Source organism: Mammaliicoccus fleurettii (assembly GCF_003970575.1).
In the GTDB taxonomy this organism is placed as follows: domain Bacteria; phylum Bacillota; class Bacilli; order Staphylococcales; family Staphylococcaceae; genus Mammaliicoccus; species Mammaliicoccus fleurettii.
The window spans coordinates 46,396-61,450 of the sequence record NZ_RXWZ01000050.1 but is presented as its reverse complement, the minus strand read 5'-3'; the positions used below and the strand labels follow the sequence as shown (position 1 = coordinate 61,450).

The 15,055-nt window shown below is 34.5% G+C and carries 20 protein-coding genes; all 20 read right to left on the bottom strand.

The window, feature by feature from the left end; genetic code table 11:
• Positions 1-2: 2 nt before the first annotated feature.
• Positions 3-440 carry a 3-hydroxyacyl-ACP dehydratase FabZ gene (fabZ, locus tag CD129_RS04510; RefSeq protein ID WP_078358003.1) on the bottom strand — a complete coding sequence of 146 codons (438 nt, stop codon included), beginning with the start codon at positions 438-440 and terminating at the stop codon, positions 3-5.
• Complete coding sequence (locus CD129_RS04505) at positions 440-724, bottom strand: DNA-directed RNA polymerase subunit beta (RefSeq protein WP_078358004.1); 285 nt, start codon at positions 722-724, stop codon at positions 440-442. The genes fabZ and CD129_RS04505 overlap by 1 nt, the downstream gene beginning before the upstream one ends.
• 1 nt (position 725) lies before the next feature.
• Entirely contained in the window at positions 726-2,021 is a 1,296-nt protein-coding gene (murA, locus tag CD129_RS04500) for a UDP-N-acetylglucosamine 1-carboxyvinyltransferase (RefSeq protein ID WP_115337229.1), read from the bottom strand.
• A gap of 150 nt (positions 2,022-2,171) precedes the next feature.
• Positions 2,172-2,402 (bottom strand): DUF1146 family protein, encoded by a 231-nt coding sequence (locus tag CD129_RS04495; RefSeq protein WP_078358006.1) that lies wholly within the window; start codon positions 2,400-2,402, stop codon positions 2,172-2,174.
• 65 nt (positions 2,403-2,467) lie between these two features.
• Positions 2,468-2,872, bottom strand: a complete 405-nt coding sequence (locus tag CD129_RS04490; protein WP_078358007.1) for a F0F1 ATP synthase subunit epsilon — start codon at positions 2,870-2,872, stop codon at positions 2,468-2,470.
• A gap of 22 nt (positions 2,873-2,894) precedes the next feature.
• Positions 2,895-4,310 (bottom strand): F0F1 ATP synthase subunit beta, encoded by a 1,416-nt coding sequence (gene atpD / locus CD129_RS04485; protein WP_078358008.1) that lies wholly within the window; start codon positions 4,308-4,310, stop codon positions 2,895-2,897.
• A gap of 18 nt (positions 4,311-4,328) precedes the next feature.
• The gene (gene atpG, locus CD129_RS04480) at positions 4,329-5,198 is read right to left on the bottom strand and encodes an ATP synthase F1 subunit gamma (protein WP_078358009.1); all 870 of its coding nucleotides are present in this window, start codon (positions 5,196-5,198) and stop codon (positions 4,329-4,331) included.
• A 31-nt stretch (positions 5,199-5,229) separates the two neighbouring features.
• Positions 5,230-6,744 carry a F0F1 ATP synthase subunit alpha gene (gene atpA / locus CD129_RS04475; protein ID WP_078358010.1) on the bottom strand — a complete coding sequence of 505 codons (1,515 nt, stop codon included), beginning with the start codon at positions 6,742-6,744 and terminating at the stop codon, positions 5,230-5,232.
• An 18-nt stretch (positions 6,745-6,762) separates the two neighbouring features.
• Positions 6,763-7,302: a F0F1 ATP synthase subunit delta gene (locus tag CD129_RS04470; RefSeq protein ID WP_078358011.1), complete on the bottom strand. Its 540-nt coding sequence runs from the start codon at positions 7,300-7,302 to the stop codon at positions 6,763-6,765.
• Entirely contained in the window at positions 7,302-7,826 is a 525-nt protein-coding gene (locus CD129_RS04465; RefSeq protein ID WP_078358012.1) for a F0F1 ATP synthase subunit B, read from the bottom strand. Before CD129_RS04465 ends, CD129_RS04470 begins: the two co-directional genes overlap by 1 nt.
• A gap of 99 nt (positions 7,827-7,925) precedes the next feature.
• The gene (gene atpE / locus CD129_RS04460) at positions 7,926-8,144 is read right to left on the bottom strand and encodes a F0F1 ATP synthase subunit C (RefSeq protein ID WP_078358013.1); all 219 of its coding nucleotides are present in this window, start codon (positions 8,142-8,144) and stop codon (positions 7,926-7,928) included.
• Between the two features lie 52 nt (positions 8,145-8,196).
• Positions 8,197-8,919, bottom strand: a complete 723-nt coding sequence (gene atpB, locus CD129_RS04455) for a F0F1 ATP synthase subunit A (protein ID WP_078358014.1) — start codon at positions 8,917-8,919, stop codon at positions 8,197-8,199.
• A 30-nt stretch (positions 8,920-8,949) separates the two neighbouring features.
• On the bottom strand, positions 8,950-9,300 hold the full coding sequence (locus tag CD129_RS04450; RefSeq protein WP_078358015.1) for an ATP synthase subunit I: 351 nt from the start codon (positions 9,298-9,300) through the stop codon (positions 8,950-8,952).
• A 162-nt stretch (positions 9,301-9,462) separates the two neighbouring features.
• Complete coding sequence (gene wecB, locus CD129_RS04445) at positions 9,463-10,599, bottom strand: non-hydrolyzing UDP-N-acetylglucosamine 2-epimerase (protein ID WP_115337228.1); 1,137 nt, start codon at positions 10,597-10,599, stop codon at positions 9,463-9,465.
• Positions 10,600-10,620: 21 nt separating this feature from the next.
• Positions 10,621-11,250 carry a uracil phosphoribosyltransferase gene (upp, locus tag CD129_RS04440; RefSeq protein WP_078358017.1) on the bottom strand — a complete coding sequence of 210 codons (630 nt, stop codon included), beginning with the start codon at positions 11,248-11,250 and terminating at the stop codon, positions 10,621-10,623.
• Positions 11,251-11,272: 22 nt separating this feature from the next.
• The gene (locus CD129_RS04435) at positions 11,273-12,514 is read right to left on the bottom strand and encodes a serine hydroxymethyltransferase (RefSeq protein WP_078358018.1); all 1,242 of its coding nucleotides are present in this window, start codon (positions 12,512-12,514) and stop codon (positions 11,273-11,275) included.
• Positions 12,515-12,538: 24 nt separating this feature from the next.
• On the bottom strand, positions 12,539-13,060 hold the full coding sequence (locus CD129_RS04430; RefSeq protein ID WP_078358054.1) for a TIGR01440 family protein: 522 nt from the start codon (positions 13,058-13,060) through the stop codon (positions 12,539-12,541).
• A complete protein-coding gene (gene rpiB / locus CD129_RS04425; RefSeq protein ID WP_078358019.1) occupies positions 13,060-13,497 on the bottom strand; it encodes a ribose 5-phosphate isomerase B in 438 nt (145 codons plus the stop codon). The genes CD129_RS04430 and rpiB overlap by 1 nt, the downstream gene beginning before the upstream one ends.
• 86 nt (positions 13,498-13,583) lie before the next feature.
• On the bottom strand, positions 13,584-14,000 hold the full coding sequence (locus CD129_RS04420; RefSeq protein WP_078358020.1) for a low molecular weight protein arginine phosphatase: 417 nt from the start codon (positions 13,998-14,000) through the stop codon (positions 13,584-13,586).
• Positions 13,997-15,043: an L-threonylcarbamoyladenylate synthase gene (locus CD129_RS04415; RefSeq protein WP_115337227.1), complete on the bottom strand. Its 1,047-nt coding sequence runs from the start codon at positions 15,041-15,043 to the stop codon at positions 13,997-13,999. Before CD129_RS04415 ends, CD129_RS04420 begins: the two co-directional genes overlap by 4 nt.
• Positions 15,044-15,055 lie beyond the last annotated feature (12 nt).

Genomic DNA, 15,055 nt, shown 5'->3' with positions numbered 1-15,055 from the left:
TATTATTGATCTACAATAGCAAAGCTAATTTCACAGCTACACGCAATTTCTCCATCTACTGTAGCTTTAGCAGTACCTTTTCCTATTGGACCTTTAATTTTATTTATTTCTACTTCTAGTCTTAAAGTATCACCAGGTGTAACTTGTTTTTTAAAACGACATTTATCAATGCCTGCAAACATAGCTAATTTACCTTCATTTTCTTCTAAACGTAGCATTGCTACTGCTCCAGTTTGTGCTAGTGCTTCAACAATCAAAACACCTGGCATTACAGCATAATCAGGAAAATGTCCTTGGAAAAATGGTTCATTTCCTGCTACCTGTTTAATACCTACACAACGTTTACCATCTTCTAATTCTACTATTCTATCTAATAATAAAAATGGATAACGATGTGGAATTATTTTTTTAATTTCGTTAAAGTCATATATTGTCTCCATTATGAGCTCCTTCCAGTTAAATCAAAGATGTGTTGCCAAGTTTCAGGATTAAATACCCCAAATGGATTATGAAGTATACCATACCCAATCATAGTTCCAACAATAAATAACAAAATCATTAATACCAATAATATAAGTAATTTAATCCATAGTGGAATGACTCTATGCTCAACTTCCACTCCTTGAATTGTTTCTACCCTATTTTTTTGAAGTTTTTCTTTTAAATTTTTATATGGTGACTTTCTTTTTTTATCGTCAGACCTTGATGATTGTGTTTCAGCCATACTAAACCCTCGCTTTATCGTTTAACTTCCCTTGATCATTAATACGTTCTACGTCCGCACCTAATGCTTTAAGTTTACCATGAAAGTCAACATAACCTCTATCTAAATGTTTAAGTTCTGTAACATTTGTATAACCATCAGATACTAATCCTGCAAGTATTAAAGATGCTCCAGCTCTTAAATCAGTGGCTTTAACTTCAGCACCTTGTAATTTGCTGTTTCCAGTAACCATTGCACTTCTACCATTTATGAATATATCAGCATTCATGCGTTTAAATTCTTCAACATGCATAAATCTATTTTCAAATACAGTTTCAGTTACTTTACTCGTTCCATTAGCAGTTAATAATAATGCCATTATTTGTGACTGCATATCTGTAGGAAAACCTGGATGAGGCATCGTTTTAATATCAATCGCTTTAATTTCTCCTGGAACTTGGATATTTAATCCATCTTCAATGTCTGTAATTTGAACACCAGCTTCTTCTAATTTAGAAACTAAGCTTGTCATATGTTCTCTAATTGCACCAATTACGTTCACATTACCTCTAGTAATTGCACTAGCTATCATAAACGTACCTGCTTCAATTCTATCTGGAATAATTGAATGTTCTGCTCCGTGTAATTGTTGTACTCCAGTGATTCTTATTGTATCAGTGCCTGCACCATGTACTTGTGCACCCATTTCATTTAAATAATTGGCTAAGTCTACAATTTCAGGCTCTCTAGCAACATTTTGAATTTCCGTTTTACCTTCCGCTAATACAGCTGCCATCATAATATTTTGAGTAGCACCAACACTAGGGAAGTCTAAATAGATTTTCGTACCTTTAAGTCCGTTAGGTGTCGTTGCTTCAATAAATCCATTATGAAGCTCAATTTCTGCACCTAATGCTTCGAAGCCTTTTAAATGTTGTTCGATTGGTCTAGATCCAATTGCACAACCACCTGGTAATGCGACTCTAGCATGACCTTCTCTTGCTAATAATGGTCCCATTACTAATATACTGGCTCTCATTTTGCTTACATATTCATATGGTGCTTCAATTTTTAAAATATTTGATGCATCAACTTTAACAGTATTTTTATCTGCTTCATATTCTACATCTGCATTTAAATGTGTTAAAACAGTATTTATTGTATCAACATCACTTAGCTTAGGTACATTAGTTAATACACTTTGACCAGTGCTTGGTAAAAGTGTAGCTGTTAATATTGGTAGTACTGCGTTTTTTGCCCCTTCGACTACGACTGTGCCATTAAGACTCGCTCCGCCCTTTACGACGATTTTATCCATATATTTATCCTCCAAAAAAACTTTACTATAATTTATTTTACAAACGTATATATATATTAAATACACATTTTCCTTGATTCATAAACATCACCAAAACATTATACTACTTTTTTGTTCTTTTTTCATTTATTTATGTATTTTCTAGTGTTATTAGAATAGTAATTTTAATTGTAGCGAATATTGGAGTATATCTAAAATAAAACGACTTACAGATGTGCCTAATAAAATCGATAAAATAATAATAAATGTTTGAGCTTGCGCAATATGGTTTTTCTTAAAAATAAATTCTAGTCGAATGCCCTGTAGTGCCCAAAATGCAAGACAAACACAGATAACATGTAAAACGAGTCCTATTATACCTAATTGACCATAATATTCCATAACAAAATATCCCTTCTATAGTATAAAAAGGGCTGAGACATTAATTGTCTCAGCCTCTTAAAATATTATCTAAATTTAGCCACTTCAATTCGATTAATCGCACGATGAAGTGCACGTTCAGCACGTCTAAAGTCAACTTCGTCTCGATTACTATTCAATCGTTCTTCAGCACGTTCTTTAGAATTAATCGCACGGTCTTTATCTATTTCTTCGGCAGTTTCAGCCGATTGAACTAGAACTGTAACTTTATTGGTTCTTACTTCAACAAATCCTTCGGAAACAGCTAAATACTCTGTACCACTTGTTTTGTTTACTTTAACGTATCCAGTTTTTAAAGCTGCAACAGTTGGAATATGTCCAGCCATTACACCCATCTCACCAGTTTCAGTATGTAAAACAACAAGTTCTACTTCTTTTGCTGAGTAAACAGATCCATTAGGAGTGACAACATCTAAGGTAAATGTATTCATTTTCCATTCCTCCTAATTATTATTAGACCTCTACACCCATGTTTTTAGCATTTTCAAGAACTGCTTCAATACCACCGACTAATCGGAAAGCATCTTCTGGGATATGGTCATATTGTCCCTCTAGTATTGCTTTGAAATCTTGTACAGTTTGGCTAACTGGTACATAAGATCCTTTTTGACCAGTAAATTGTTCAGCTACGTGGAAGTTTTGAGATAAGAAGAACTGAATTCGACGTGCACGTTCTACAGTTTTCTTATCATCATCAGATAACTCATCCATACCAAGGATAGCAATGATATCTTGTAATTCTCTATATTTTTGTAAAGTTTGTTGTACTCGACGCGCAACATCATAATGTTCATCTCCAACAATTTCAGGAGTTAATGCACGTGATGTTGATGCTAATGGGTCAACTGCAGGGTAGATACCCATTTCAGTTAATTTACGTTCTAAGTTCGTTGTTGCATCTAAGTGAGCGAAAGCAGTTGCTGGCGCTGGGTCAGTATAGTCATCGGCTGGTACGAATACCGCTTGGATAGATGTAACTGATCCTTTATTTGTAGATGTAATACGTTCTTGTAATTGTCCCATTTCAGTAGCTAATGTTGGCTGGTAACCAACTGCAGAAGGCATACGACCTAATAGCGCTGACACCTCTGAACCTGCTTGTGTAAAACGGAAGATATTATCGATGAATAACAATACGTCTTGTCCTTGTTCATCACGGAAATATTCTGCCATTGTTAAACCAGAAAGTGCAACTCTTGCACGGGCACCAGGTGGCTCGTTCATTTGACCGAATACCATTGCCGTTTTCTTAATAACGCCTGAATCACTCATTTCATAGTATAAATCGTTACCTTCACGAGTACGTTCACCAACACCCGCGAATACTGAAATACCACCATGTTCTTGAGCGATGTTATTGATTAATTCTTGAATAAGTACTGTTTTACCAACACCGGCACCACCGAATAAACCGATTTTACCACCTTTAATATAAGGTGCTAATAAGTCTACTACTTTAATACCTGTTTCAAGAATTTCTACTTTTGTAGATAAATCTTCAAATTTAGGAGCTAAACGATGAATTGGGTCACGACGCACACTTTCATCAATTTCTTCACCTAAATCAATTTTTTCACCTAATACATTGAAAACGCGACCTAACGTAGCATCACCAACAGGTACCGATATAGCTCTGCCTGTATCAGTAACTTCTTGTCCACGTTTAACACCGTCAGTTGACGCCATTGCTATAGAACGTACAACATCATCACCAAGGTGTAAAGCAACTTCTAATGCTAAATCAAAGCTTTTGCCATCAGGGCGGTCTACTTTAACTGTTAATGCATTATTAAGTTCTGGCAATTCACCATGTGGAAATCGAACGTCAATAACTGGCCCTGTAATTTGCGTTACTCGGCCTAATCCCATGTAAATTCCTCCTAATCATTATTCGAGTGCTGCTGCTCCACCGACAATTTCAGTAATTTGCTGAGTAATTGCAGCTTGTCGAGCTCTGTTATATTGTAATGATAAATCATCTATTAATTCTGAAGCGTTATCTGTCGCATTCTTCATAGCTGTCATTCTAGAGGCATGTTCACTAGCTTTTCCATCTAATAATGCACCATAGATTAAACTAATTGTATATTGCGGTAAGATAACTTTTAATATTGTCTCTTTATCTGGTTCAAATTCATAACCAGCCATCATACTTGAACCTTTTCCAGTATCTTCATCAGATAAAGGAAGGATTCTTTTCGATTTCACTTGTTGTTCAAGAACACTTACAAAATGACTATAGTAAACTGTTAACTCGTCATAATATTCTTCTGTAAATAAATCTACAGCTTTTTCAGTTAATGCTTGAACATTTTTAAATGTTGGTTGGTCTGATAAGCCTACATATTCTTCAACTACGTTATATCCTCTAGCTTTAAAGAAATCTCGACCAACTCGACCTACAACAATAATTGCATATTCATCTTCATTATTGTTGTGTTTTTCTTTTATATCATTTACTACATTTTTTAAAATATTAGCGCTATATGGTCCCGCAAGTCCTTTATCACAAGTAATAACTAAGTAACCAGAACGTTTAACAGCTCTTGTCTTTAGCATTGGATGTGAAACATCTGAACTTTTAGAAGCTATTGCCGTTACTGCATCTTGAATCTTATCCATATAAGGTTGGAATGCATGAGCATTCTCTTCTGCTTTACGCAATTTAGAATTCGACACCATATTCATCGCTTTAGTAATTTGACTCGTTTTTTGCGTAGAAGTGATTCTTCCTTTGATTTCTCTTAGTGAAGCCACAATTTCACCACCTTTTATTTAAAGCTTAATATTACTCTATGTGAGATTTATTAAATACTTTTTTGAATGCATCGATTGCAGAAACAAATTTATCATCTGATGGTAATTGTTTTGTTTCACGAATTTCTTTAAATAGATCGCTTGCGTTAGCATCAATCCAATTTAAGAATTCATCTTCAAATCGTGTAATATCTTCAACTGGAATATCATCTAAGTGACCTTTAGTTAAAGCATATAAAATAACGACTTGACGATCTACAGTCAATGGCTTGTTTTGATCTTGTTTAAGTACTTCAACAGTACGTTTACCACGCTCTAATTTAGATTTAGTAGCTTGGTCTAAATCAGAACCAAATTGAGCAAATGATTCCAACTCACGATAAGATGCTAAATCTAGACGTAATGTACCTGCTACTTTTTTCATAGCTTTGATTTGAGCAGAACCACCAACACGTGATACTGATAAACCAGCATTGATAGCAGGTCTTACACCTGAGAAGAATAAATCAGACTGTAAGAAAATTTGTCCGTCTGTAATTGAAATAACGTTTGTAGGAACATAAGATGAAATATCTCCAGCTTGTGTCTCAACAAATGGTAACGCTGTAATTGAACCACCGCCTAAATCATCATTCAATTTAGCAGCACGCTCTAATAAACGACTGTGTAAGTAGAATACATCACCTGGGTATGCTTCACGACCTGGCGGACGACGAAGTAATAGAGATAACTCACGATAAGCTGCTGCTTGTTTAGTTAAATCATCATATACGATTAATACATGTTTACCATTAAACATGAACTCTTCACCCATACTTACACCAGCATAAGGTGCGATATAAAGTAAAGGTGCTGGTTGTGCTGCTGATGCAGAAACAACTATTGTATAATCTAAAGCACCGTGTCTACGTAATGTTTCAACCGCAGTACGTACAGTAGATTCTTTTTGACCAATAGCAACGTAAATACAAATCATATCTTCGTCTTTTTGGTTAAGAATCGTATCAATTGCAACTGTTGTTTTACCTGTTTGACGGTCTCCAATGATTAACTCACGTTGTCCACGTCCAATTGGTACTAGTGCGTCAATTGCTTTAATACCAGTTTGTAGAGGTTCGTCAACTGATTTACGATCCATTACACCAGTTGCTGGTGATTCAACAGGACGTGTTTTTGACGTATTGATTGGACCTTGTCCATCAAGTGGTTGTCCTAATGGGTCTACAACTCGTCCAATTAATTCTTCCCCTACAGGTACTTCCATAATACGACCAGTACGTTTAACCTCGTCGCCTTCTTTAATACCTTCAGCAGGTCCTAAAATAACGATACCTACATTATTTTCTTCTAAGTTTTGTGCTAAACCTAAAACGCCAGTATGGAATTCTAATAGTTCGCCTGCCATAACGTCGTTTAAGCCATGAGCTAATGCAATACCATCTCCGACTTGGATTACTGTACCAACGTCGGTAACTGACATTTCTGACTCATAGTTTTCTATTTGAGAGCGTAATAAAGCACTGATTTCTTCAGCTTTAATGGCCATCTATGTCACTCCTTAATATTATTTCATTTGTTGAAATGATTTTGTTAATTGATTTAAATCATTCTGAATTGAGCCATCGTAAACTTTTGTACCAATGGATACTCGAATGCCACCAATTAGTGAATCATTAACTTGATTTTCTAATATGAGTTTTTTCAAACCCGTTCTTTTAATAAATGCTTTACCAATTTCATCTAACTCTTCATTTGATAATGGATAGACAGATTCCACTTTCATTAAATCTTGACTATGTACCTGATTGTAAATTTTTCTGTAATCTCCATCAATTTCTGGAATTAAAGATAATTTACTATTATTAGCTAGTAAGAATAATGTATTTAATAATGGTTTGGAAACACCTTTAAATACGTTCTCTACAAATTGTTGTCGTTCATTTTTTGCTAATTTAGGATTATTATCAATTGCTCTTACTTCACTTAATAGACCTTTAACGCTTATTGTTATTTGATCAAGCTCATTTAAAATGTCATCTGTTAAGTTTTGTTCTTCTGCTACATCATATAGTGCTTGGGCATATTTTTGACTTATGTTCGCCATTATTTATCCCCTGCCTCTTTAATGTATTTTTCAACAAGGTCTTTTTGGTCTTGTTCAGAAATTTCTTTATTAATTACTTTAGAAGCAATTAGTACAGAAAGTTCAGAAACTCTGTTGTTTATTTCAGAAATAGCTCTTTGTTTTTCTTGTTGAATTTCTGCTTGAGCTGATTGTACTAAGCCATTTGCTTTAACATTCGCATCATTGATAATTTGCTCTTGTTGTGTTTTTGCTTGATGTTTAGCATCGTCAAGAATCGTTTGTACTTCTTCTTGAGTCTTTCTAAGTAAATCTTTATTTTCTTCTTCTAATTTTTTAGCTTTTACTTTTGCATCGTGAGCATCATCAATATCTTTGTTGATAGAGTTTTCACGCTCATCCATGATTGATTTCAACGGTCCCCAAGCAAACTTTTTTAATAAAGCTAACAGGACGATAAATGTGATTAATGTGAATAATGCTGTTCCCCATTCGACACCACCACTTGCTGCACCTAAAACTAATACGTTTTGATCCACTGCCAATTACACTCCTTTCATTGCAAATAAAGATGTAAAACATCTCATAAATGAATGGCGAAATCCTTTTTAGATAGACTTCGCCTGTTCTAAAAATATGTTAATTTATCGATTCATTACCATGAATGCTACTACTACTGCAATGATAGGAAGGGCTTCAACTAAACCAACACCGATAAACATTATTGTCATTAATGGACCACGTGCTTCTGGTTGACGTGCTACACCTTCTACTGTTCTTGATACGATAAGACCGTTACCAATACCTGCTCCTAATGCTGCTAAACCAATCGCGATTGCTGCTGCTATTACACCTAAACTCATTATAAATTCCTCCTAAGAATTAAAAATATTAATTGTTTTTTTAAATTATATATTAATGATCGTCTGCCACTTTATGGGACATATAAACCATTGATAACATTACGAATATGTACGCTTGAATTGATCCAATGAAAATTGAGAATCCTTGCCATACTATCGCTGGTAAAATTGCACCGAAAAGACCAAGTGCGCCTCCTGCTGCTAATGTTGCTAATAAACCTAGTAATACTTCACCTGCAAATATATTACCGTATAAACGTAGACCAAGCGTTAATGTTGAAGCAAATTCTTCAACAATTTTGAAAGGTACCATAAAAGCAACAGGTTGTACGAACGATTTCAAGTATGCTCCTGTTCCACGCATTTTAACACCATAATAATGTGTCAGTAGAACCATCAATGTCGCTAAAGTTAAAGTAACTGTTGGATCCGCAGTAGGTGATTTCCACCATAATGTATGCCCAACAACAATTGAGAACGGTAACCCTAGCATATTTGATACAAATATGAAGAATATTAACGTAACTGCTAAGAAATGAAATTTTCCTCCGTCTTTCCAAGCCATATTACTTTGGATAATACCTTTAACAAAGTCAAATACCCATTCAATAAAGTTTTGTGCACCACTAGGTCTAACTTTTAGGTTTCTAGTACAAAAAACGGCTATTCCAAAAACGATTACAGCAGAAACTACTAACATTAACATACTCGAAAGATTGAATAATAAATCAAATCCTCCCAAATTGATGGACCACATAGGTGATTCGTGTTCCATATCTTCACCTCTTTTCACAATTTTAATTATTTAATCGAGACTTTTAAGAGACCTAAACATAATTAAGACATATGCAATCATAAGTCCAAATAAAATCCCAATAATATCAACAATTAGTGGATATTTAAGCCAAAAACAGCATGCAACGATTGTCACAAGATATCTGACCCAGTTTCCTGTTGATAATTGTAATGATTCAGCATTTTTTGCTCGATTGAGGTAAACTTCCCATGAAAACAAGTTAACAGCTGATGCTATTGTTCCAATAATGAGTCCTAAAATAAACTCATGTTTCAAGAAGAAATACACTACAACTAGAATAATAATGAAAAAAATAAAATACTGTAAATAAGACTTAAAAAAGCCCTTTATATCAAACATTCAGCTGAAACTCCTTAAATAAGTGGTATATCTTTGAAAACCGTTTCATCACACAATTTTCATGATAATATAGTGGCCCTATAGTGTCAATACTATGACAAAAATAGAAAATATTTTTTTGTCATTTATTTGTCACAGAATTGACACAAACCACCACTTTTATTATTTTGTTTTAAATGGTTCTGGTGCTTCTGTCAAAATATCAAAATAATATTTAATATTTTCACAAATTCTCTTAGAAGCTTTTCCATCACCATATGGATTTTGAGCAATGCTCATTCTTTCGTATAATGCTTGATCAGTTAACAATGTTTTCGTTTCTTTATAAACATTGTCTTGCTCTATTCCTACAAGTTTTAATGTACCCGCTTCAACGCCTTCAGGTCTCTCAGTTGTATCTCTTAAGACAAGTACTGGTTTACCTAATGATGGCGCTTCTTCTTGTACACCACCTGAATCTGTAAGGATTAAGTGTGAGTTTGCAGCAAAGTTATGGAAATCTATAACTTCTAAAGGCTCTATCAATTCTATACGCTCATGATCACTCAAAATTTGATTGGCAATATTTCTAACTTTTGGATTTTTGTGCATTGGATAAACTACTACAACATCTTCATGCTCTTCAACGATTTGTCTAACAGCTTTAAAAATGTTCTCCATAGGTTTACCAATGTTCTCACGTCTATGTGCAGTTAATAATACGATACGTTTACCTTTATGACGATTAATGATATCACTTTCGTAATCATCACTTACAGTAGTAGATAACGCATCAATAGCTGTATTACCTGTAACAACAATAGATTCCTCTTTTTTATTTTCCTGAAGTAAATTATGTTTAGACTGATCAGTTGGTGAGAAGTGTAAATCAGCAAGGACCCCCGTCATTTGTCGATTCATTTCTTCTGGGAATGGAGAGTATTTATTCCAAGTTCTTAACCCTGCTTCTACATGGCCAATTGCAACTTCATTATAAAAAGCTGCTAAACTGCCTGCAAAAGTAGTTGTTGTATCTCCATGTACCAATATCATATCTGGTTTCGCTTCTTGAATAACACTTTCAAGTCCACCTAACACTCTAGATGTTACCTCAGATAGTGTTTGACCTTGTTTCATAATGTTTAAATCATAATCTGGAGTAATGTCGAATGTTTCTAGAACTGAATCTAGCATTTCTCTATGTTGAGCAGTTACAACTACAATTGGTTGTAACTCCGGATCATTTTTTAACTCTAAAACTAAAGGTGCCATTTTGATGGCTTCAGGTCGCGTACCAAATATTGTCATAATTTTCTTCATTGTAATAAAATCCTCCTAATATTATTTAGTGCCAAATAATCGATCACCAGCATCACCTAAACCAGGTGTTATATAAGCATGGTCATCTAATTTTTCATCTAATGCAGCAATGTAAATATCTACGTCATCATGCGCTTCTTGTAATGCTTTAACCCCTTCAGGTGCAGCAATTAAGCCCATAAAACGTATTTTATTTGCTCCACGATTCTTTAATGACTGAATCGCTTCGATTGCTGATGCACCAGTAGCAAGCATAGGATCTACTACAATTATTTCTCTTTCTTCTATATCTTGTGGTAATTTCACAAAATATTCTACAGCTTCTAATGTTTCAGGATCACGGTATAAACCGACATGTCCAACTCTTGCAGCTGGAACAAGCTTCATTATACCGTCAGTCATGCCTAATCCTGCACGTAAAATAGGAATAAGCGCTAATTTCTTACCAGATAATCTTTGAGCTTTCATCTTAGTTACTGGTGTCTCAATTTCGACTTCTTTCGTTTCGAAATCTCTTGTAACTTCATATGCCATAAGCATACCTACTTCGTCGACAAGCTCTCTAAACTCCTTAGTGCCAGTTTTTTGATCACGAATATAACTCAATTTATGCTGAATTAATGGATGATCAAAAACATGTACTTTACCCATAAGTCTAGCCTCCAATAAATATTTATTTGTTGTAAAGTGGGAACTTAGAAGTTAATGATAATACACGTTCATGTGCTTCTTTCAATGTTTGTTCATCTTCTGGGTTTTTTAGCACTAATGCTATAATGCGACCCACTTCTTCAACTGCTTCTTCATCGAATCCACGTGAAGTAACAGCTGGTGTTCCAAGACGAACACCACTTGTTACGAAAGGTTTCTCTTGGTCAAAAGGTATTGTGTTTTTATTACATGTAATACCTATTTCATCTAATGTATTTTCAGCTAACTTACCTGTTATACCAAGTGAACCTTTAACATCTACACAGATTAAATGATTATCAGTACCTCCAGATACAATTCGTAAACCTTCTTCTTCTAATGTTGCAGCTAATTTTTGAGCATTCTTAATTACTTGTTTTTGGTATTCCTTAAATTCTGGTTCTAATGCTTCTCCAAATGAAACAGCTTTCCCTGCGATAACATGCATTAATGGACCACCTTGTATTCCAGGGAAAATTGTTTTATCAATTTCTTTAGCATATTCTTCTTTACAGAAAATCATGCCCCCTCTTGGTCCTCTTAATGTTTTATGCGTAGTTGTAGTAACAAAGTCAGCAAATTCTACAGGATTTTGGTGTAAACCAGCTGCTACTAAACCAGCGATATGTGCCATATCTACCATTAATTTAGCGCCAACTTCATCTGCAATTTCTTTAAATCGTTTAAAATCAATTTGTCTTGGGTAAGCAGATGCACCAGCGACAATTAATTTTGGTTTTGCTTCTTTTGCTACTTTCAAAATTTCATCATAGTCGATTTGTTCATCTTCTTTAGAAACACCATACTCTACAAAGTTATATAACTTCCCACTAAAGTTAACTTTAGATCCATGAGTTAAGTGTCCTCCATGACTTAAGTTCATTCCAAGCACAGTATCACCAGGCTCTAAAGCTACAAAGTACACAGCCATATTCGCTTGTGATCCTGAATGAGGTTGTACATTAACATGGTCTCCACCGAAAAGTGCTTTAGCTCTATCACGCGCTAAATTTTCCACGATATCAACATAGTCACAGCCACCATAATAACGACGACCAGGATAACCTTCTGCATATTTGTTTGTTAACACAGAACCTTGAGCTTCCATTACTGCTTCAGAAACAAAATTCTCAGATGCTATTAGTTCAATATTATTATTCTGTCTATCAAACTCTTTTTCCATTGCTTTGAAAAGTTCTTCGTCTTGCTTTTTAATTAATGACATGTACAATCCCTCACTTTTAAGAATTTAATACTTAGCTCTTGCGCCACCAATTAGCTTGGGGCGACTTTTAGCTACTGTAACAATAGCTTCTCCGATATTTTTAGTATCAATAGATATCGGTACTGCGACGTGCTTTAAATGCATACCAATTAATGTCTGACCAATATCAATGCCTTTATCGCATTGAATGTGTTCAACAACAACTGGGTCTTTCATGTGTTGATAAGCATAGGTTGATAAACTTCCTCCAGCGTTCACTTGAGGTATAACAGAAACTTCGGCCATTGAATAAGCATCGAATACTTCACGTTCTATAGTAATAGCACGATTAATATGCTCACAACCTTGAAAAGCAAAACGAACACCTGTCTCTTTATGTATCAATTCAAGACTATCAAACAGTTCTTTAGCTATTTCGATTGATCCATCTGATCCAATTTTAGAACCTCTTACCTCTGAAGTGGAACAACCGATGATGCATAGTTCATTCTTATTAAAGAATCCAATTGAATTAAGCTCATCCAATAATTGTTTTAAATGCTTAATCATGAACAACCGCCTTCAATCTTATCTATACGTCGTTGGTGTCTTCCGCCTTCGAATTCACTTGTTAACCAAGTTTTGACGATGAGAAGTGCCAAACCTTCGCCTATAACACGTTGGCCCATTGCTAATACATTAGAATCATTATGTTGTCTCGTAACTTCTGCGGTAAAAACATCATGCACAAGTGCACAACGAATCCCCTTTACCTTGTTCGAAGCAATAGACATACCAATTCCAGTTCCACAAATCAAAATTCCTTTATCAAATGTTCCATCTGCAACACTTTCTGATACCGGTCTTGCATAATCAGGATAATCTACTGATTCACCTTCATGTGTACCAAAGTCTTTATATTCAATGTTCATTTCATCAAGTAATCTTTTTATTGCTTCTTTGTATTCAAAGCCACCATGGTCTGCTGCAATAGCTACTTTCATCTTCCCACCTCCCAATTTGTTTATACATTAATATTATAACGTATTTTCTATGTGTGTTATAGGTATTCTGCAAATTATTTGAATTCTTAACTACTCTGTAATAATTCTTTTATGAGAATACTCAGTTCTTCATAAGTATTTTGATAAATATTTTGTGGTCGCCCATAAGGATCAGAAATATCTCCTTTTTCACCTTTTACATACTCTTTTAGTGTATGAATATTTCCATGATTAAATTGTGACTCTAAAATCAGTTTATGGGATTCAGTCATAGTTAGTATTAGATCTGCATCTAAATCACTTGCTGAAAACTGTTGGGCTGTTCCAGGAACCGGTAAATTATTATTCATAATTATTTCCATAGATTGTATCGAAATAGGTGTACCCTCAAATGCAGAAATTCCCCTTGACTGAATGTCATAGTTTGGTTTTATGTCTTTAGCAATGGCTTCAGCTAAAGGACTTCTACATGTATTTCCAGTACAAATAAAAACTATTTTCACAATTCATCTTCTCCTTTTATATTATGGCCACTTGCTTTATCTATTCTGTTCATTAATGCAACGGTAGATTCATTTCGAATATATCCACTTATTAATATTTTATCTATATCTATAAGTTGGTCAGCTATTCTTAAAGCATCATATAAATCGTGATGCGCACCTTTAATATCTTTTGCATTTTTTCCTAATGGTATAAAAATCATTTCTTCTGAAATAAGTGATTCTATACTTTTAGGTCCAATAACAGCTATTCTCTCATCTTTATATACTGAACTTTTAATCGGTTTAGTTATACCTCCTTCAACCAATGTAACTGGTTGTGAAGGTGCATAATGTTTATATTTCATTCCAGGTGCTATTGGTTTCTCTATATCCATTTTTTCATTAACAACACTATTAGGTAATGCATCATTAATCATCTCAGTCGTTATTGATCCTGGTCTAGCTATTTTAAAAGGGAAACTTGTACAATCTATTACTGTACTTTCAATACCTTCATCTACGTCTTCCGCTTGAATAATCCCAAAAATTCTACCTTCTAAATCATGCTTCACATGTTCAAATTTAGTAGGAGATGGTCTGCCACTAACATTTGCACTTGGTGCTGCGATAGGTAAATTAGTCAATTGCAGTATTTCTCTACCAATAATATGACTTGGCATACGTACCGCTACTGAATTTAAACCTCCTGTTACTCGATCACTTAAAAATCCTTTTTTATACGGAACTATAAATGATATCGGCCCTGGCCAAAAAGCATCCATTAATATTTCTGCTTCTTTTGATATATTTTGAGTGAAATCATTTAACTGTGATTTATCATGAATATGAATAATTAGTGGATTATCTGAAGGTCTCCCTTTTGCTATATATATTTTTTTTACTGCTTGTTCATCTTTAGCATTTGCGCCTAAACCATACACAGTTTCAGTAGGTAATGCGATAAGCTCATTTTGTCGATATCCTTCAACGATTTGATTGATTTGTGGATAACTTTGTAAGTTGTGAACATACTTACGCACATCCCAAACGTATGTTTCCAAGGCATTTCTTCC

Coding starts and splice junctions, on each gene's coding strand:
- upp (WP_078358017.1), bottom strand. CDS start 11,250: ATGGGTAAAGTACATGTTTTTGATCATCCATTAATTCAGCATAAATTG.
- murA (WP_115337229.1), bottom strand. CDS start 2,021: ATGGATAAAATCGTCGTAAAGGGCGGAGCGAGTCTTAATGGCACAGTC.
- rpiB (WP_078358019.1), bottom strand. CDS start 13,497: ATGAAAGTAGCTATTGCAGCAGACCATGGTGGCTTTGAATACAAAGAA.
- fabZ (WP_078358003.1), bottom strand. CDS start 440: ATGGAGACAATATATGACTTTAACGAAATTAAAAAAATAATTCCACAT.
- atpE (WP_078358013.1), bottom strand. CDS start 8,144: ATGAGTTTAGGTGTAATAGCAGCAGCAATCGCGATTGGTTTAGCAGCA.
- CD129_RS04495 (WP_078358006.1), bottom strand. CDS start 2,402: ATGGAATATTATGGTCAATTAGGTATAATAGGACTCGTTTTACATGTT.
- CD129_RS04435 (WP_078358018.1), bottom strand. CDS start 12,514: ATGTCATTAATTAAAAAGCAAGACGAAGAACTTTTCAAAGCAATGGAA.
- CD129_RS04470 (WP_078358011.1), bottom strand. CDS start 7,302: ATGGCGAACATAAGTCAAAAATATGCCCAAGCACTATATGATGTAGCA.
- wecB (WP_115337228.1), bottom strand. CDS start 10,599: ATGAAGAAAATTATGACAATATTTGGTACGCGACCTGAAGCCATCAAA.
- atpD (WP_078358008.1), bottom strand. CDS start 4,310: ATGGGATTAGGCCGAGTAACGCAAATTACAGGGCCAGTTATTGACGTT.
- CD129_RS04505 (WP_078358004.1), bottom strand. CDS start 724: ATGGCTGAAACACAATCATCAAGGTCTGACGATAAAAAAAGAAAGTCA.
- atpB (WP_078358014.1), bottom strand. CDS start 8,919: ATGGAACACGAATCACCTATGTGGTCCATCAATTTGGGAGGATTTGAT.
- CD129_RS04450 (WP_078358015.1), bottom strand. CDS start 9,300: ATGTTTGATATAAAGGGCTTTTTTAAGTCTTATTTACAGTATTTTATT.
- atpA (WP_078358010.1), bottom strand. CDS start 6,744: ATGGCCATTAAAGCTGAAGAAATCAGTGCTTTATTACGCTCTCAAATA.
- CD129_RS04490 (WP_078358007.1), bottom strand. CDS start 2,872: ATGAATACATTTACCTTAGATGTTGTCACTCCTAATGGATCTGTTTAC.